11 protein-coding genes are annotated in these 18,999 nt (G+C 64.1%); 2 read left to right on the top strand and 9 right to left on the bottom strand.

Features of this window, described 5'->3' with window-relative positions:
• Genes treZ through IVA82_RS26315 form a run of 5 tightly spaced genes read right to left on the bottom strand, consistent with a single transcriptional unit; the run spans position 1 to position 11,225 of the window.
• Complete coding sequence (treZ, locus tag IVA82_RS26295) at positions 1 to 1,755, bottom strand: malto-oligosyltrehalose trehalohydrolase (RefSeq protein WP_247389769.1); 1,755 nt, start codon at positions 1,753 to 1,755, stop codon at positions 1 to 3.
• Positions 1,752 to 3,830 (bottom strand): glycogen debranching protein GlgX, encoded by a 2,079-nt coding sequence (gene glgX / locus IVA82_RS26300; protein ID WP_247389770.1) that lies wholly within the window; start codon positions 3,828 to 3,830, stop codon positions 1,752 to 1,754. Before glgX ends, treZ begins: the two co-directional genes overlap by 4 nt.
• Before the next feature lie 3 nt (positions 3,831 to 3,833).
• Complete coding sequence (gene glgB / locus IVA82_RS26305; RefSeq protein ID WP_247389771.1) at positions 3,834 to 5,981, bottom strand: 1,4-alpha-glucan branching protein GlgB; 2,148 nt, start codon at positions 5,979 to 5,981, stop codon at positions 3,834 to 3,836.
• Complete coding sequence (treS, locus tag IVA82_RS26310; RefSeq protein ID WP_247389772.1) at positions 5,974 to 9,267, bottom strand: maltose alpha-D-glucosyltransferase; 3,294 nt, start codon at positions 9,265 to 9,267, stop codon at positions 5,974 to 5,976. Before treS ends, glgB begins: the two co-directional genes overlap by 8 nt.
• 11 nt (positions 9,268 to 9,278) lie before the next feature.
• Entirely contained in the window at positions 9,279 to 11,225 is a 1,947-nt protein-coding gene (locus tag IVA82_RS26315; protein WP_247389773.1) for a maltotransferase domain-containing protein, read from the bottom strand.
• A 206-nt stretch (positions 11,226 to 11,431) separates the two neighbouring features.
• On the opposite strand from IVA82_RS26315, the gene malQ reads away from it, so the two are divergent.
• Together malQ and IVA82_RS26325 are read left to right on the top strand one after the other, a co-directional pair.
• The gene (gene malQ / locus IVA82_RS26320) at positions 11,432 to 13,411 is read left to right on the top strand and encodes a 4-alpha-glucanotransferase (protein ID WP_247389774.1); all 1,980 of its coding nucleotides are present in this window, start codon (positions 11,432 to 11,434) and stop codon (positions 13,409 to 13,411) included.
• A gap of 56 nt (positions 13,412 to 13,467) precedes the next feature.
• Positions 13,468 to 15,270 carry a glycoside hydrolase family 15 protein gene (locus tag IVA82_RS26325; protein WP_247389775.1) on the top strand — a complete coding sequence of 601 codons (1,803 nt, stop codon included), beginning with the start codon at positions 13,468 to 13,470 and terminating at the stop codon, positions 15,268 to 15,270.
• A gap of 86 nt (positions 15,271 to 15,356) precedes the next feature.
• Here the strand turns inward: IVA82_RS26325 and IVA82_RS26330 are convergent, their stop codons facing one another.
• From IVA82_RS26330 to zwf, 4 genes are read right to left on the bottom strand one after another with little or no spacing between them, the layout of a single operon-like run.
• On the bottom strand, positions 15,357 to 16,169 hold the full coding sequence (locus IVA82_RS26330) for an HAD family hydrolase (protein ID WP_247389776.1): 813 nt from the start codon (positions 16,167 to 16,169) through the stop codon (positions 15,357 to 15,359).
• Complete coding sequence (locus IVA82_RS26335; RefSeq protein WP_247389777.1) at positions 16,166 to 16,738, bottom strand: gluconokinase; 573 nt, start codon at positions 16,736 to 16,738, stop codon at positions 16,166 to 16,168. The genes IVA82_RS26330 and IVA82_RS26335 overlap by 4 nt, the downstream gene beginning before the upstream one ends.
• Complete coding sequence (gene pgl / locus IVA82_RS26340) at positions 16,725 to 17,474, bottom strand: 6-phosphogluconolactonase (protein ID WP_247389806.1); 750 nt, start codon at positions 17,472 to 17,474, stop codon at positions 16,725 to 16,727. The genes IVA82_RS26335 and pgl overlap by 14 nt, the downstream gene beginning before the upstream one ends.
• Complete coding sequence (gene zwf / locus IVA82_RS26345) at positions 17,474 to 18,985, bottom strand: glucose-6-phosphate dehydrogenase (protein WP_247389778.1); 1,512 nt, start codon at positions 18,983 to 18,985, stop codon at positions 17,474 to 17,476. Before zwf ends, pgl begins: the two co-directional genes overlap by 1 nt.
• Positions 18,986 to 18,999: the final 14 nt, after the last annotated feature.

Consider the following 18,999-nt stretch of genomic DNA (forward strand, 5'->3'; position numbering starts at 1 on the left):
CTAACCTCCGAGACGCCAGACCACCGACCAGGGTGGAAGCCGGTCGCCGGCCGCGCCGCCCCAGATCGGCGTGCCCGCGTTATTGCTGGAATGTGCGATCTCCCGATCGGACAAATTGACGGTCAGGCGCAGCATCGTTCCGTCGCCCATGCGCCAATGCGCCGTGAGCAAGCCGTTGTCGGCGGCCTCGGCATCGCCGAAGGTCGCGCCCTTCAGCCGCGGCGCGATTTCCTTGCGACGGAGCGTGAGCAGGTCTCGCACCAGAGCGAGCCGTGCATCCTGCTCTGCCGTGTGGCCGGTCCAGTCGAGTACGGCCGACTGCAGCGTCGCGGAGTCGAGTGGGTCGGGCACCTCGTCGCCGTATTTCTCATAGGCCCAAGCATATTCCTGCCGGCGGCCCTTGCGCACGGCATCGGCGAGCCCGCCCTGGAAGTCGCAGAAGAACGGGAAGGGCGCTGTCGAGCCCCATTCCTCGCCCATGAACAGCATTGGTATCATGGGAGCCAGAAGCGTCACCGCCAGCGCAGCCTCGATCTGCTGCGGCGATGCCAGGCTTTCAAGCCGGTCGCCCAGCGGGCGGTTGCCGATCTGGTCGTGGTTCTGGAGGAAATTGACAAAGGTGGCCGGCGGCAGCTCGCCGCTCGGCTCGCCACGCGGCTTCTTGCCCCAGAATTCCGAGATTTCGCCCTGGTAGACCAAGCCGGACGCCAGCGCACGCGCGAGATCCATGCGCGGCGTCTGGTAATCGGCATAGTAGCCGGCGAGCTCGCCTGTCAGCATCACGTGCCAGACGTGATGGTAGTCGTCGTTCCACTGCGCACGATATTTGCCGTTCGGCGGATCCTGCGCTGCATCGAGCAGGCTTGCGCGATTGTCGCCGTTCTCCAGCACCAGATGGATGTGCCGTCCGGTCGCCTTGACGAGTTCGCCGGTGGCGACGCTCAGATCCTGCAGCATCGACTGCTCGCCGGGGATCGCCATGATATGGTTGGCGGCGTCAAGCCGCAGGCCGTCGAAGCGGTAGTCGGTAAGCCAGGACAGAGCGTTCTCGACCGCAAACGCGCGCACCTGCGGCAGCCGATAGTCGATCGCGCTGCCCCACGGTGTGTGGGCGTCGGTGAAGAAGGTCGGGGCGTAGCGGCCGAGGTAATTTCCTTCGGGGCCGAAATGATTGTACACCACGTCGAGAAACACCATCAGCCCGCGCAGATGCGCTTCGTCGATCAGCGTCTTCAGGTCTTCCGGACGGCCATAGGCGTGGTCGGGAGCATACCACAGCACGCCGTCATAGCCCCAGCCGCGCCCGCCCGCGAAATCCGCAAGCGGCATCAATTCCAGGGCGGTGATGCCGGTCGCAACGAGATGATCGAGCCTGGCGATCATGGCACGGTAAGTGCCCTCCGCCGTAAACGTGCCGACATGAGTCTCGATCAGCACCGTCTCTTCCCAGGGACGGCCGCGCCAATCGCGCGCTCGCCACGCAAACGCGTCATGATCGACCACCTCGCTCGGACCGAACACGTCCTCGGGCTGGAACGCCGAGGCGGGATCGGGCACGTCGATTTCGTCGTCGATTCTGAACTTGTAGGCGCTGCCGGCGGTCAGGCCGGAAATGTCAGCCACGTACCAGCCATCCTGCCGGCGCTGCATCGCGTGCCTTCTGTCGAGCAGAAGATCGACACGTCTTGCGCCCGGGGCCCATAGCCGGAACGATACACCTTCCTTCGTCGGCCTGGCGCCGAAGGATGGCCTCATAGCGCGCCCGCAAAGGCGAGCACGGAGCGCGGCGGCGCCTTGCTGTCGCTCCCGGGCTGAAAGTCGATCGTGTTCAGCTTGGCCTCGGTCGTGTTGAGGATCTGCTGCCAGCTCTTGTATCCAGTCATGTTGGGCAATTTGAATGCGATCTCTTCGGGGGCGGCGTTCAGGATGATAAAGATCGCAGCCCCACCCGGTTCCATCGGCCCCATCACATAGGAGAGGAACCTTCCTTCCGGAAATTTCCAATCGCTTTCCGTCATTTCGTCACCGGCCGGCGTCAGCCACAACACGCCATAGGCGGCGCCATCTGCGGGGCGGCCGTCGAGCCAGCGGTAGCTGCGGAGTTGCGAGAACCGGCGGCGGATGTCGGCAAGATGAGCGACGAAATCGGTCATATCGTCGCCGTCCTTGCCGAGATTGTCCCAGCCCACCCAGCCCACCTCGTTATCCTGGCAATAGGCGTTGTTGTTGCCGGATTGCGAGTTGCCGACCTCGTCGCCTGCGAGGATCAGGGGAATGCCCTGCGCCAGCATCAGGCAGGCCAGCACGTTCTTGCGAAGCTGCCGGCGCAGGCTGAGGATTTCCGGATCGTCGGTCGGGCCCTCGACACCGCAATTGTTGCTGTGGTTGTCGTTGGAGCCGTCGCGGTTGTCCTCGCCATTGGCCTCGTTGTGCTTCTCGTTGTAGCTGAAGAGGTCGGCGAGGGTGAAACCGTCGTGCACGGTGATGTGGTTGATGCTGGCGCGCGGCCGCCGTCCGTCGTGGTTGAACAGATCGGAGGACGCGGTCATGCGGCTGGAGATGTCGCCGATCAGGCTGCCTTCGCCGCTCCAGTAGCGCCGCATGGCGCTGCGATAGCGATCGTTCCATTCCGACCATTGCGAGGGAAACGCGCCGACCTGGTAGCCGCCGAGGCCGAGGTCCCAGGGTTCGGCGACCAGCTTGACTGTGGCGAGCACAGGATCCTGCCGGACCGCGGTCAGGAACGAGCTGCCGCGATCAAAACCGCTCGGCCCGCGCGCAAGCGTGGTGGCGAGGTCGAAACGAAAGCCGTCGACGTGGCAGACCTCGACCCAGTAGCGCAGCGAATCCATCACCACCTGGAGCACGCGCGGATGGGTGAGGTTGACCGACGAGCCGCAGCCGGTGAAATCGTCGTAGTAGCGCGGATTCTCGCGGTTCAGCCAGTAATAGGAGGCGTTGTCGATGCCGCGATAGCACAGCGTCGGACCAAGGTGATTGCCTTCGGCGGTGTGGTTGTAGACGACGTCCAGCATCACCTCGATGCCGGCATCGTGCAGGCGCGCCACGGTGGTGCGGAAGGAATCCAGGGCATTGTCCTGGGCATAGCGCTGCTCCGGCGCGAAGAAGGACAACGTGTTGTAGCCCCAATAATTGGAGAGCTTCTTCTCGACAAGAATGCGATCGTCGACGAAGCTGTGGATCGGCAGGAGCTCGATCGTGGTGACGCCGAGCCTCTTCAGATGTTCGATCATCGCGGGCGACGACAGGCCGCCATAGGTGCCGCGCAGGTTCGGCGGCACGTCTTGGCGCTTCTGCGTCAAGCCCTTGACGTGGGCCTCGTAGATGATGGTGTCCTCCCACGCGATGTGGGGGCGGATCTCGCGGCGGCCCCAGTTGAAGGTCTCGTCGACGACGACCGCTTTGGGCATGCCGCGGGCATTGTCGCGCCGGTCGAACGACAGATCCTCGCGCGCGCTGCCGGTGCGGTAGGCGAAATGCGCATCGCTCCAGACCAGCCGTCCGGCGAGCCGCTTGGCATAGGGATCGAGCAGCAGCTTGTTGGCATTGAAACGGTGGCCGTGCTCGGGCTCGTAGGGGCCGTGCACGCGATAGCCGTAGAGCTGGCCTGGCGAGACGTCGTTGAGATAGCCGTGCCAGACGTCTTCGGTACGCTCCGGCAATTCGACGCGTTCGAGCTCGCGGCGGCCCTGGCTGTCGAACAGGCACAACTCCACCTTCTGCGCATTGGCGGAGAACAGCGCGAAATTGGTGCCGCGTCCGTCCCAGCTTGCGCCGAGGCGTGCGGGCGATCCAGCAGTCAGGCGCATCGGTCAGCTTTCCGGAACGAGGAAGATCGCGGCCAGCGGCGGAATGGTGAGGCGAAGCTCGGGCGCCTTGCCATTGACGGCATGAACTTCGCCGATGTTTCCGACATTGCTGCCGCCATAATGGGCCGAATCGGAGTTGAGCGCCTCTTTCCACTTGCCGGCAAATGGCACGCGAACGCGGTAGTTGCGATAGACGTTGGGTGAGAAGTTGACGATCACCAGGCAGCGCGCGTTCTCGTCAAAACCCTTGCGCAGCCAGGCAAACACGTTGCGGTTGGCATCATCCGTGATCAGCCATTCGAAGCCGGCGTGGTCGCAATCCATCTGGTGCAGCGCCGGCACCGCGCGATAAAGCCGGTTGAGGTCGCGGATCAGCGCCTGAATGCCGGAATGGTACTTGTATTCGAGCAGGTGCCAGTCGAGCGACTGGTCGTGATTCCACTCGCGGCTTTGCGCGATTTCCGCGCCCATGAACAGCAGCTTCTTGCCGGGATGGCCGAACATGAAGCTGTAATAGGCCCGCAGGTTCGCAAAGCGCTGCCACTCGTCGCCGGGCATCCGGCCTAGGATCGAGCGCTTGCCGTGCACGACTTCGTCATGCGACAGCGGCAGGATAAAGTTCTCCGAGAACGCGTAATGCAGACCGAACAGGATTTCGCCGTGATGATGCTTGCGGTGGATCGGATCCTTGCTGATGTAGTTCAGCGTGTCGTGCATCCAGCCCATATTCCACTTGTAGCCGAAGCCAAGCCCGCCGAATTCGACCGGACGGGAGACCTGCGGCCATGCGGTGGATTCTTCGGCAGCGGTGGTTGCTTGCGGGAATCGGGCGAACAGCTCGGTGTTGAAGCGCCGCAGGAACGCGATCGCCTCGATGTTTTCCCGCCCGCCATACTGGTTCGGAATCCACGCGCCCGGCGGGCGGCTGTAATCGAGATACAGCATGGAGGCGACCGCATCGACGCGCAGGCCGTCGATCGCGTAGCGCTCGAGCCAGAACAGCGCGTTCGACACCAGAAAATTCGTCACTTCGGTGCGGCCGTAATTGTAGATCAGCGTACCCCAGTCGAGGTGACGGCCCTGCAGCGGGTTGGCGTGCTCGTAGAGCGATGTGCCGTCGAAGCTGCCGAGCCCGTGCGGATCGTCGGGGAAGTGACCGGGCACCCAGTCGAGCAGCACGCCGACGCCTTCGCGGTGGCAGGCATCGACCAGCGCAGCAAAATCCTCCGGCGTGCCGAAGCGGCTCGTCGGCGCATAAAGGCCGGTCGGCTGATAGCCCCATGAGCCGTCGAAGGGATGCTCGCTTACGGGCAGGAATTCGAGATGGGTGAAGCCCATGTCGCGGGCATAGGCCGGCAGCTGCTCGGCGAGCTCGCGGTAGGTGAGCCATTCGCCGCCGTTCTTGCGCCGCCACGAGCCGAGATGGACCTCGTAGATCGACATCGGCGCCGATAATGCGTTGATGCCGTCCGGCGCCGGACGGGGGCGCGGCAGATGCGCTTCGTCGAAGACGATAGAGGCTGTCTTCGGACGCAACTCGCTCGCAAACGCCATCGGGTCGGATTTCAGCGGCAGTAAATGGCCGTGCGGTCCGACGACCTCGAACTTGTAGTGGTCGCCGGCCTTGGCGTGCGGGATGAACAACTCCCAGTAGCCGGAGCCGCGCACCCGCATCGGGTGGCGCCGTCCGTCCCAGAAGTTGAAATCGCCGACCACGGCGACGCGTCGCGCATTCGGCGCCAGCACGACAAAGCCGATGCCGTCGACGCCTTCGAGCGTCGTCGGATGCGCGCCGAGCTTGTCGTAGAGGCGCTGATGGGTACCTTCGCCGAGCAGATAGAGGTCGAAGTCGGTCAGGATCGGCGGAAAGCGGTAGGCGTCCTCGAACTCGACGACATTGTCGCCGAACTTCGCGCGCAATTGGTAATGCCTGGAGCCGTTGGGCAGGGTGCCGATGAACAGGCCGGCGTCGTGGACGCGGTCAAGCCTTGCCACCTCGCCATGCTCGCCGACCGCCTCGACGTTGGAGGCCTCGGGGAGAAACGCGCGCACCACGCTCTTGCCACCCTCGGGGTGCAGCCCGAGATAGTGGAAGGGATCGGAATGGCGGCCCTCGATGATCGCATAGGCCTCGGCGGGCAGTTTAGGCATGGGCTTCGCTCTCGGTATCGGACAGAATGCGAAGCAGTCCGCTCAGCGGCGCATGGAGCCCTTCGGGCCGGTGGGACAGCTCGTATTCTACTTCGTCGAACGCTTGATCAAGCAGGAAAAACCTTAACAGGCCTTCCGCGGAATGCGGGTCTTCCGGCCACAGCCGCCGATCGGTCACGGCCTCGCGGTACACGGACAGGAACGTCGAGGTGGCGCGCTCGCGCCACTCGCCGAGCGCAGCTGCGATCCGCTCCTGCTCGTCGGAGGGGCCCGAGAATGCACGGTTGAGCGCCGCGGCGGCCGACAGATCGATCGAGCGGATCAGGCCGGCGACGTCGCGCGCGGCCGGCGCCTTGCGCCGCTTCTCGGCCAGGGGCAGACGCGGATCGCCGTCGAAATCGATGATGAAGATATCGTCCTTCACGATCAAAGTTTGCCCAAGGCGGAAGTCGCCATGATGACGGATGTTCAACCCGCGAATGTCGGGTGGCAATAGCGCATTTAGCCGGTCCGACAGACCCGCGCGCGCCGTGGCGAGCTGATCGACCAGCGGCCGGTCGGCTTCTCGCAAGCCCTCGCGGCTTTCGATCAGCCGCTCGAAAACGTGCTCGGCGCGTGTCTTGAGGTTCGACGTCCAGTGCTCGACGTGTGCCGGGCTGATTGGCTCGGCGGCGAGATCGCCGGTGTTTGCGGCGGCGAGCGCGATATGCAACTCGGCGAGCCGTCGGCCGGTCTGCGCCAGATGATGCAGATAGGGCGCCTGGTCCGGGGTTGCGGGCGACGTCTCGCCCGCCGGCAGCAGGCGCTGCTCATCCACGTAGCGGTCGAGAAAGCCCGCGGTCACGGCCCAGCCGTCGCCCTGGTTCTCGACATAGGCATGCAGGACACCGATCGTGCTGCGCTGGTCGCCTTCGACCAATTCGGCCGTGCCGAGCAGCGCCGGCGTGTTGGTGAAGCGCGCAACCTCGGTCAGATAGCGGCCGATCTCGATCTCGGGATTGATGCCGCTTTCGAGCCGGCGATAGATCTTGGCAACGTATTGGTTGTCGACCAGGGCGGTGCTGTTCGACTGTTCGATCGCACGAATACGCTCGGGTTCCTTGACGGTGTATTCGGAGAACAAGCTGGTCGGCTTGAACTCCAGCCGCAGATTGTTCTCCTCCACGACCAAGTGCTGCGACAGGTTGCGCAGGAACAGGCCGATGAAGATCTGGTCGGTCGCGACATCGAGCAGCGTGCCCTCGCGCGCGCCCTGGCGCACGGCGGCGAGCGCTTTCGGATTGAAGCGTTCGCGGTCGAAGCGCACCCATTCGATCTGCATCGGCAGCACGTAGCGCGTCGCAACGCCATATTGTGCCGCTTCGAAGAACGCGATCCACGGCCGGTTGTCGCCGATGTCGCAGAACGGAATCGCCGACGTCAGCGTGGGCCGGATCTGCCGCGGATTGTGCTCGGGATACCACCGCGTCCGCGACAAAAATCCCGGCAGCACGTCGCGCTCGAACACGCCGCGTTCGCGCGCCAGCGAGACCCAGGTCGAGTTGAGCGGCACCACCAGCGTCTCGAATTCCGGCACCGCCCGCGGGATCACCGGCTCGGACTTGTCGCGCTCCAGCAGCTGGAACCAGTAGAAGCCGTAGGGACCCAGCGTGATCATGTAGGGCAGCTCGCCGATCGCCGGGAAGCGGGTGCGGCCGAGCATCTCTTGCGGAATGCGGTCCTTCCACGGCGACAGGTCGAGCTCGGTCGCCTGCGCGGCGCGCGAGAGGTTCGCGACGCAGAGGATCACCTCGTCGCGATACTGCCGGACATAGGCGAGCACGGCGCGATTGGACGGGCGGATGAAGGTCATGGTGCCGCGGCCGAAGGCCAGCGTCGACTTGCGTACCGAAATCAGCCGCTTGGTCGCGCTGAGCAGCGAGGACAGGCTGCGCGATTGCGCCTCGACGTTCACCGATTCGTAGCCGTAGACCGGGTCCATGATCGGCGGCGCATAGAGGCGGGCCGGATCGGCGCGGGAGAAGCCGCCATTGCGGTCCGGGCTCCACTGCATCGGCGTGCGCACGCCGTTGCGGTCGCCGAGATAGATGTTGTCGCCCATGCCGATCTCGTCGCCGTAATAGATGATCGGCGTGCCCGGGAACGACAGCAACAGCGAGTTCATCAGCTCGATCTTGCGGCGGTCGTTGTCCATCAGCGGCGCAAGGCGCCGGCGGATGCCGACATTGATGCGGGCCCGCGGGTCGTTGGCATAGGTGGTCCAGAGATAGTCGCGTTCGACGTCTGTAACCATTTCCAGCGTCAGTTCGTCGTGGTTACGCAGGAACAGCGCCCATTGGCAGCTTGCGGGAATGTCCGGGGTCTGGCGCAGGATGTCGGTGATCGGAAAGCGGTCTTCTTGCGCGATCGCCATGTAGATGCGGGGCATCAGCGGGAAGTGATAGGCCATGTGGCACTCGTCGCCGCGGCCGAAATATTCCTGCACGTCCTCGGGCCATTGATTGGCTTCGGCCAGCAGCAGCTTGCCTTTGGAGTAGGCGTCCAGCTCCTGGCGCAGGCGCTTGATGATCGCATGCGTCTCGGGGAGGTTCTCGTTCGACGTCCCCTCGCGCTCGCAGAGGTAGGGGATCGCGTCGAGGCGAAAGCCGTCGACACCGGCATCAAGCCAGCGCTTCATTACCTGGATGAGGGCGCTGACGACGCGCGGATTGTCGAAATTGAGATCCGGCTGGTGCGAGAAGAAACGGTGCCAGTAAAACGCGCCGGCCTCGGTATCCCAGGTCCAGTTCGATTTCTCGGTGTCGGTGAAGATGATACGCGTGCCCTGATATTTCTGGTCGTTGTCGCTCCAGACATACCAGTTGCGGGCGCTCGAGCCTGCCGGGCTGCGCCGTGCGCGCTTGAACCAATTGTGCTGATCGGAGGTGTGGTTGACGACGAGTTCGGTGATCACCCGCAAACCCCGCCGTTGCGCTTCCTGAATGAAGCGCTTGAAATCCTTCATCGTCCCGAAATCGGGATTGACCGCGCCGTAATCGGCGATGTCGTAGCCGTCGTCGCGGCCGGGTGAGGGGTAGAACGGCAACAGCCACAGCACGGTGACGCCGAGATCCTGGAGATAGGCCAGCTTCTCGGTCAGCCCGGCGAAATCGCCGATGCCGTCATTGTTGCTGTCGGCGAAAGCCTTGACGTGAAGCTGGTAGATGATGGCGTCCTTGTACCAGAGCTCATCCACGATCTCCGCAGCGTCAGCCTTCTTGGTGTCGACGGAAGACAAAACATTCATGGCGTGCGCCCTTACGCCAGGCAGCGGAACAAGAGCGCAGGATCGCGGTCGGGATCGATACGCAACCTGATGCCGCCCCATTCGATGCGGGACTGTTCGCCGGTGAGGAGATTTTCGAGTGCAGTGACGTGGCGACGCTCGCCGCCGACGTCGACGGTGAGGTCGCCGAGAGGCAACCAGAATTCGCGCGCATGGCCCGTGAGCGCGACGGCGGCGACGACGGTGTTCGCCGGATCGGCTGCCTCCTTCACGAAGCCGATCGTCTCGCCATCCTCGATGCCGAGAAAGCGCAGATTGGCGGTCTGCCGGAGCGCCGCATTTTCGTTGCGGATTCGGTTCAGCTCGGTGATGTAGGTCTTGATATTGCCCGCCTTGTCCCAGTCGCGCTGCCGGATCTGATACTTCTCGGAATCGAGATACTCTTCGCGGCCGGGGATGGCCTCATGCTCGAGCAGTTCGAAGCCGCTGTAGATTCCGTAATTGCCCGACAGCGTCGCTGCCAGCGCAACGCGCGACTTGAACATCCAGGCTTCGCCGCTCTGGAGGTGATAGGGCAGGAGGTCCGGCGTGTTGACGAACAGGTTCGGTCGATAGAAGTCCCGCTCGGGATAGCGCGTGAGCTCGCCGAGATACTGCTCGAGTTCCCATTTCTCGGTGCGCCAGGGGAAATAGCTGAACGATTGCGTAAAGCCGAGCTTTGCCAGGCCCCTCATCAGCTTCGGCCGCGCGTATGTCTTGGAGAACAGGATCACCTCGGGATGCCGGCGGCGGATGTCGCAGATCAGCCAGTCCCAGAACTGGAATGGCGCGGTGTCGTGATTGTCGATGGCAAAGATGGTTACACCATGGTCGATCCAGAACAGCATGGCGTCGCGGAACGCGTTCCACAGCCCGATCCTGTCGACGGATGTGAAATCGGGGATGACGATATCCGGATAGGGCCCGTCAGCCGTCCGCACCGAGCGGTCCGGCCGCCACTTGAACCATTCCGGATGCTGCGTTAGCCAAGGATGGTCAGGCGAGCATTGCACGGCGAAGTCGAGCGCGAGCTCCAGGCCGTATTCGAGGCAGGTCGCCACCAGCGCGCGGAAATCCTCGATCGTGCCGAGCTCGGGATGCAGCGCATCGTGCCCGCCCTCAGCGGCACCGATCGCATAAGGCGAGCCGGGATCGCCTTCGGCCGCCACCTGTGAATTGTTGCGGCCCTTGCGGCGGGTGCGGCCGACCGGGTGGATCGGCGTGAAGTAGAGCACGTCGAAACCCATCGCGGCGATGTCGGGCACGCGCGCGATGCAGTCTCTCAGCGTGCCGTGCTGGCCCGGTACCTGGCTCTGGCTGCGCGGCATCATCTGATACCAGGCGCTGAAGCGCGCCTTGTCGCGGTCGACGATCAGGGGCAAAGGCGGCGAGCGGGTCAGGTCGGGCCGCGACTGGCTCTCCGCCATGGCCTCGCCAAGCTCGGCTGCAAGCAGCGGCATGACTTCGCCGGTCTGAAGATAGTCCTCGCACTGTCTGACGATGACTGCCGCAGCGTCCTGCCGGGCGCCATGCGCCTTGGTCAGGAGGCCGGCACCTTCGATCGCGTCGAGTGTGATATCCACGCCGGAGAGCTGCTTTCGCGCGAGGGCATGACGCCAGGTTGCGAATTCGTCGGTCCAGGCTTCGATGGCATAAACATATTGACCGGGTTCGACCGGGGTGAACGTGCCGGACCATCGGTCATTGTCGTGATGGACCATCGGCTCGCTCCGCCATTCCCGGTCCTGTTCGCCGCGCCAGACTAGCACGGCGCCGACCACGTCATTGCCGTCGCGATAGATGTCGGCCCAGACCTCGATCCGCTCGCCCGCGATCCGTTTCACGGCGAAGCGGCCGCCATCGATCGACGGATAGATGTCTTCGATGAGGAAAGCACCGCCGGCTGCGGCACTCTCGACAGTTTGAATTGTCTTGTTCACGGTGATGCCATTGACAAGAAAGCAGGCGCCCGTTTTCCCTTGTCGGGAACCTGGCTTTATACCCTATATAGAAAGCCGCTTGTGTGTCATTAGTTCCCGCTGGGAACGGCAGGCGCGGCTTGCGAGTTAACCTTGGCTAACGTCCTCCGCGACCTCATCAAAATCGATGCCCCCGGCCAAAGAGTGGCCTGCAAGCTGCGTGCCGAATGGATCTATTAGCTCAAGCCCAGATCAAGGGCGTTCAGTCCGAATTCGTCGATGCCCTCGGAAAGCTGCGGGTCACCGATCCCGTCGCCCTCAAATCCATCCTCGACGCCCTGCCGGAGAAGCGGCTCTATCGGTTCGTCAGCGGGCCCGTTGTCGTTCGCGCCTTGGGCCATCCGCGCACCGAGCTCGCGGCCACCGGTGCCGCGCCGCTGCAATGGAAAATCACCGCCAACGCCCAGATCCTTGGCAGTGCCAATGTGATCGCGCAAGGTGAGACGCGCGAGCCTGTGATCGCCTGGCCGGCCGGTCTGCCGCTCGGTTACCACCGGTTGACCCTGACCGATTCCGCGGGCGTGACCGAGGAGGTGCCGATGATCGTGGCGCCCGAGCGGGCTTTCGGCGGCGATTTCGACCGCGGCTGGCTGCTCGCCGTGCAACTTTACAGCGTCCGCTCCGATCGCAATTGGGGCATCGGCGATTTCACCGACCTTGCGAATCTCGTCCACCTCGCCAAGCAGCTCGGGGCCGACGGTGTGGGGCTCAACCCGCTGCACGTGTTGTTCGACGACCAGCCCGCCGATTGCAGTCCCTATTCGCCGAACAGCCGGCTGTTTCTCAATCCACTCTACATCGACGTCGAGGCGATCCCGGAATTCTCCGCCGATCTCGTCCCTGACGCCGCCGCGACCGCCGCGCGGCTCCGTGAAGGCGATCGTGTGCCCTATGCGGATATGGCCGCGCTGAAATGGCTGGCCCTACGCGCTGCCTTCAACAGCTTCGTGACAAGCGCGAGGGCGGCCCGCCGCAATCAGTTCGACGCCTTCCGCGCCGCGCGCGCGCCGCTCTTGTCCCGCTTTGCCTGCTTCGAGGTGCTGCGCCATCGCTTCACCGGGCCGTGGTGGGAATGGCCGGTGGAATGGCAGCAGCCGACCGATGCGAAATGCGCCGAGCTGCGCAGCGGTCCCGACAGGCGCGAGGTCGAGTTCGTCGAATTCGTGCAATGGACGGCAGATAGCCAGCTATATGCCGCCAAGGAGCTCGCCGGCCAGCTCGGCATGCGGGTCGGGCTCTATCTCGACGTCGCCGTCGGCGTACAATCCAACGGCTTCGATGCCTGGAACGAGCAGATGGCGATTTCCCGCCATCTCGCCGTCGGCGCGCCGCCCGACGTGCTCAACACCATCGGCCAGGACTGGGGCCTGGCCGGCTTCAACGCAGGCGGATTAGAGGCCCAATCCTTCGTGCCGTTCGCCGACATGCTGGCGGCCTCGATGCGGCATTCCGGCGCCATCCGCCTCGATCACGTGCTGGGCTTGAAGCGGCTGTATCTCGTGCCGCGCGGCTTCAAGCCCGACAACGGCGCCTATGTGCAGATGCCGTTCGAGGCGCTGCTTGCCGCTGTGGTGCGCGAGAGCGTGGCTCACGAATGCATCGTGATCGGCGAGGACCTTGGCACGGTGCCCGAAGGGTTCCGCGAGACCATGCAGGATTTCGGCATCTGGTCCTACCTCGTCATGATGTTCGAGCGCGACGACGCCGGCCATTTCCGCAACATCGATCATTACCGGCCCAATGCGCTGGTGACGCTGAACACGCATGATCTGTGCACCTACGCCGGTTGGCGCTCCTTCAGCGATCTCGAGATGAAGCGTTCGCTCGGGCTCGATCCCGGCGAAGACGACCAGGCGCGCTGGGATGCGCTTGGCAGGCTCGACGAGATCCTGCATCAGAACGGCATCAACGCCAACGACCTCTACTCGGTGCTCGCCTTCCTGTCGCGCACGCCGTCGCGGCTGCTGGCGGTGTCGCTGGAGGATCTGCTCGGCGTGATCGACCAGCCCAACATTCCCGGCACCATCGACGAGCATCCGAACTGGCGTCAGCGTCTGCCGGTCACGCTCGACCAGATCGCCTCCAAGGTCGATCTCGCGGCCTTGAAGGCCGCGACACGGGAACGTTCATTGACCGGCGGGAGTTGAAGCACGGGGATTTCCGAGCTCGATTTCCAAAGGCTCGTTCCGAGGCTCGCAGGACATTGTCTCAGAAGATCGAGGACTACGCACTGATTGGCGACTGCGAGACCGCAGCGCTGGTCGGGCGCAACGGCTCGATCGACTGGCTCTGCTGGCCGGCCTTCGATTCCGATGCCTGCTTCGCCGCAATCCTCGGCACGCGCAAGAATGGCCGCTGGCTGATCGCGCCCACCGCGGACGTCATCGGTACGTCGCGCCGCTATCTCGGCACCACGCTCATCCTCGAGACGCGTTTTGAGACGAAGGGCGGCACCGTTGCGCTGATCGATTTCATGCCGCCGCGCGGCAAGGCGTCCGACATCGTGCGGCTGGTCCGCGGCGTGAGCGGTTCGGTGAAACTGCGCATGGAACTCGTGATCCGATTCGGCTTCGGCGTCAGCATTCCCTGGGTGCGCCGCTCCGAGGACGGATCGCTGCTGGCGATCGCCGGTCAGGATATGACGGTGCTGCACACGCCGGCCCAAACCCACGGCGAGGATCTGACGACGGTTGCCAAATTCGAGGTGAAGGCCGGAGAGACCGTGCCGTTCGTGCTGAGCTATGGCCCCTCGCATCTGGCTCCGCCCGAGCCGATCGACCCGGAGATCGCGCTTCAGGAGACCGAAAGATTTTGGAAGGACTGGTGCAGCCGCTCCACTCATGACGGGGCGTACCGCGACCTTGTCATGCGCTCGCTGATCACGTTGAAGGCGCTGACCTTCGCCCCGACCGGCGGCATCGTTGCCGCACCGACGACGTCGTTGCCGGAAAAGCTCGGCGGGATGCGGAACTGGGACTACCGCTTCTGCTGGTTGCGCGATGCCACCTTCACGCTGCTGGCACTGATGAACTCGGGCTACACCGAGGAAGCCTCGGCCTGGCACAATTGGCTGCTGCGCGCGGCAGCCGGCTCGCCGTCGAACATGCAGATCATGTACGGCATCTGGGGCCAACGGCGGCTGCTGGAATGGGAGGCGGGCTGGCTCGACGGCTATGAGGGTGCACGGCCGGTGCGCGTCGGCAATGCCGCACATGCGCAGCTCCAGCTCGACGTCTACGGCGAGCTGATCGATGCGTTCCACCAGTCGCGAATGGCCAAGCTCAAGCTCGACGATGAGACCTGGGCGCTGGAATGCGCCGTGCTCAATCATCTCGCCGAGGTCTGGGACGAGCCCGACCACGGCATCTGGGAGCGGCGCGGCCAGCCGAAACACTACGTCTTGTCCAAAGTGATGACCTGGGTGGCCTTCGACCGCGGCATCAAGAGCGCCGAGACCTTCGGCTTCAAGGCGCCGCTGCTGCACTGGCGCACCCTGCGCGATGCCATCCACCGCGATGTCTGCAACAGAGGTTTTGACGCAAGTCAGAATGCGTTCGTCGAGTCCTATGGCTCGAAATTGCTCGACGCCAGCGTCCTGCTGCTGCCAGCGGTCGGCTTTTTGCCGGCGTCTGATCCGCGCATCCGCGGCACCATCGCGGCCGTCGAAAAATGCCTGATGCGCGACGGTTTCGCGCTGCGGCATGATCCGCGCGAGGTCTCCAAGGAGCAGCAGCCGATCGAGGGCGCGTTCCTGGCGTGTAGCCTGTGGCTGGCCGATGCCTATGTGCTGTCAGGCGATCTCGACAAGGCGCAGGCGCTGTTCGACCGTGTGGCCGGGCTCGCGAACGATGTCGGGTTATTGGCCGAGGAGTACGACTCAGTTGCGCGCCGCCAGACCGGAAATTTCCCCCAGGCGCTGACGCATATCGCACTGATCAACACCGCGCATAACCTGTCGGCGGCAAGGCAGGAGAGCGAGAAGCCGGCTGTGCAGCGGTCGCAATAATGACCGTGGCAGAATTAGTTCCTCACCCGGCGCTTCGCGCCGACCTCTCCCGCAAGCGGGAGAGGTCGCACGAACCTGCGGCCCGCTCACTCCACCCCATTCCGCTTCAAAATCATCTCGATCGCCTCGGCGAAGCCATCCTGCTCGTTGGTGGCGGTGACGTGGGTCGCCTGCTCCTTGACGTTGCCGGCGGCATTGCCCATGGCGATCGAGACGCCACTGACGCGGAACATTGCGAGATCATTCTGCATGTCGCCGATGGTGGCGACCGCGTCGGTCGCAATTCCGAGGCGCTTGGCCATAGCCTCGACGAAAGTGCCCTTGTTGAAGCTGGGCGGGGTGATGTCGAGATAATAGGTCTGCGAGCGCACCGCGGTCGCCTCGCTGCCTAGCGCCTCCTGCATCACCTTCTCGCAACGCTCCAGCCCGGCTGCATCGGCGCTGGCGCCGACGATCTTGCAGGCGCTGGTGAGGTACGGCGAAAAATCGGCTATGACGGTCGGATCGGACCGGATCGTGCGCTGCTCGTGGGCGACGTAGCTGCCGCGCGGGTTGTCGATCAGCCATTTGTCGTAGGTGAAGAGCCAGATGTCGGCGCCGAACGCGCGGAGGATCTGCAAGCTTCGCTCGGCCGCGCTCGCGGGAATGAGGTGCTGCTCGACCGGCTTCATCTCGGGGTCGACGATCGAGGAGCCGTTGAACGGGCCGACCGGCAGCCAGATCGCGAGCGGCTCGATCAGGAAGCGCATGCCGATCGCGGGGCGGCTCGACGTGATGGTGAAACCGATGCCGGCCTTGTGCAGCCGCTGCACCGCCGCCTTGGCGCGGTCGGTCAGCATCTTGTCCTTGGTCAGCAGCGTGCCATCGACATCCGAAACCACGAGTGAGATTTGCGTCATGGCAGAACCTTGGGTTTCATGGCCTTGGATGTCACGGCCCTGGGCTTGTCGCCGCCCAATTTCAACTGCCGCACGACGCCGTCCACGATCGCCTCGACGGTCTCGTCGATCGAGACGCTGATCACGTGCTCGCCCGCTTCCGGCGGCTCCAGCGTATTGAACTGGCTGGTCAAGAGCTCGGGCGGCATGAAATGGCCCTTGCGGCGCGCGAGCCGATCGGCGATCAGCTCCTTGCTGCCCTTCAGGAAGACGAAGCGGACGTCGCTCCGTCCACGCAAGAGTAGGTCACGATAGCTGTGCTTCAGAGCCGAGCAGGCAATGATGACGTGCTCGCCGCGTCCGCAGACCCGTGCGATCTCGTCGGCGATGGCGTTGAGCCACGGCCAGCGATCCTCGTCGGTGAGCGGGTGGCCGGCCCTCATCTTCTCGACGTTGCTGGCGGGGTGAAAGCTGTCGCCGTCCTCGAACCGCCAGCCGAGCCGCTCGCCTAGCGCTTTGGCGATCGTGCTCTTGCCCGAACCCGACACGCCCATCACGATCAATGCACAAGGTGCTTCAGCGCCCGCCACGAATTCCCTCCGGAAGCGCGGCCTGGTCGACCAGCCAGACGGTTTCACCATTCGAGCGCGCGCGCAACGCCGGCAGGTTCTCGCCATTGAAGAGCCTCGTCAAGATCGGCTGCTTGTCGTGCCCGGCAATCTCGAACAGCATTTCGCGGCAGGACGCCAGCGCGGGCAGGGTGAGCGAGACTCGCGGCACGAAGGGCGCGACGTTGGCCTTGGGCACGCCGACGACCCAGCGCTGCGTCTCTTCGAGGGCAGGATAGCCGGGAAACAGCGAAGCGGTGTGGCCGTCCGGGCCTGCGCCCATCAGCACGAGATCGAACAGGGGCCGCGACGGATCCAGCCGCTCCGCACCGTAGAAGGATTGCAGCTCGCGCGCGTAGGCCTCGGCGCTCCGGTCGGGATTTTCGGCGGTGGTCGGGATCGGGTGAATATGGCCGGACGACGCGCTGCGATCGAGGAAGGTTGCGCGCGCGACAGCCATGTTGTTGCGAGGATCGCCTTCGGTCACGAACCGCTCGTCCCCAATGAACCAGTGCACGCGTTCCCAGGGAATTTTATCACGCCAGGAATCGCCGCCGAGTAATTGATAAAGCCTCTTCGGGCTGGAGCCACCGGTGAGGCAGATCGCGATACGCCCGGGATTGGCCGCGATCCGCGCCATCACCCGTTCGGCCGCTGCGCGGGCGAGCGCCTCGGCGTCGGCCTCGACGATCAGCTTGGGCGGGCCGGCGGCTGTCATCACGAAAACTTCCGCCAGCTTCGCCCGTCACGCCGGAGCAATTCATCGGCACAAGCCGGTCCCTCGCTGCCGGCGGGATAGGTCTCGATACCGTTGACGCCCGCCTTCTTCCAGGCATCCAGGAACGGTTGCACCGCCTGCCACCCGGCCTCGACTCCGTCGGCGCGCTGGAACAGGATATTGTCGCCGATCATGCAGTCGTAGATCAGCGTCTCGTAGCCGGTGCTGGGATCGGCCTGGAAATAGTCGCCGTAGCGGAACTTCATTTCGACGCCGTCGATCATGACGCTTGGTCCCGGAATCTTGGCGTTGAACTGAAGCTCGATGGTCTCGGTCGGCGCAATGCCGATGGTCAGGAAGTTCTGCGACAGACGGTCGACCGCCGTGCCCGAAAACATCGACAGCGGCGCCTGCTTGAACTTGATCGCGACTTCCGTGCGCTTGTGCGCCAGCGCCTTGCCGGTGCGCAAATAGAAGGGCACGCCGGCCCAGCGCCAATTGTCGATCATCAGCTTCAGCGCGACATAGGTCTCCGTGGAGCTACCCGGCCTGACGTCCGCGGTGGTGCGATAGTCCGGAATCTCGTCGTCGCCAATCCGGCCCGCAAGATATTGCGCGCGAACTGAATTCCTCAGCGCTTCCTCTTCGCTCGGCTGCTGGATCGCGGTGAGAACCTCGGCCTTCTCGGAACGCACGGAATGGGCATCGAAGCGGCTCGGTGGCTCCATCGCCACCAGCGACATCAGCTGGAACAGATGGTTCGGCACCATGTCGCGCAGCGCACCGGTGGCATCGTAGAATCCGCCGCGATGGCCGACGCCGAGCTTCTCCTCCACCGTGATCTGGATGTGGTCGATATGGTTGCGATTCCAGATCGGCTCGAACATGCCGTTGGCAAAGCGCAGCACCAGGATGTTCTGCACCGTCTCCTTGCCGAGATAGTGATCGATGCGGTAGATCTGATGCTCCTCCATGATCTTCAGGAGTTCGGCATTCAGCGCACGCGCCGAGGCGAGGTCGGTGCCGAACGGCTTTTCGATCACGAGCCGCCGCCAGGCGCCGTTCTCCTTGATCATGCCGGTGCGGCCGAGCTCGCGCGCGGCCGGTGCGAATGCGGCCGGCGGAGTTGCGAGGTAAAACAGCCGGTTGCCGCCGGTGCCTTCCGCGCATTCCAGCGAATCCAGATGCTCGCGCAAGCGGTCGAACGACGGCGGGTCCTTCGGATCGGCCTCGACGAACGTCACGCATTGCAGCAGCTTCTGGGCGATGTCGTCGTCCACGGGCCTCGTCGCGAACTCGCGCAAGCCCTGCATCAGGCTATCGCGCAGCTCGTCATCCGACTGGCCCTTGCGGGCCACGCCGACGACGCAGAACTTTTCCGGTAGCAGGTGCTCGGCGGCGAGATTGTAGAGTGACGGCATCACGAGGCGGTGGGTGAGATCACCGGTGACACCAAAGATGACGAAGGCGCAATTTTCCGGCTTGCGCTTTGCTTGCGGGTCTTTTGTCACGAATGATCGGCCTT

Source organism: Bradyrhizobium sp. 142, assembly GCF_023074015.1.
GTDB lineage: Bacteria > Pseudomonadota > Alphaproteobacteria > Rhizobiales > Xanthobacteraceae > Bradyrhizobium.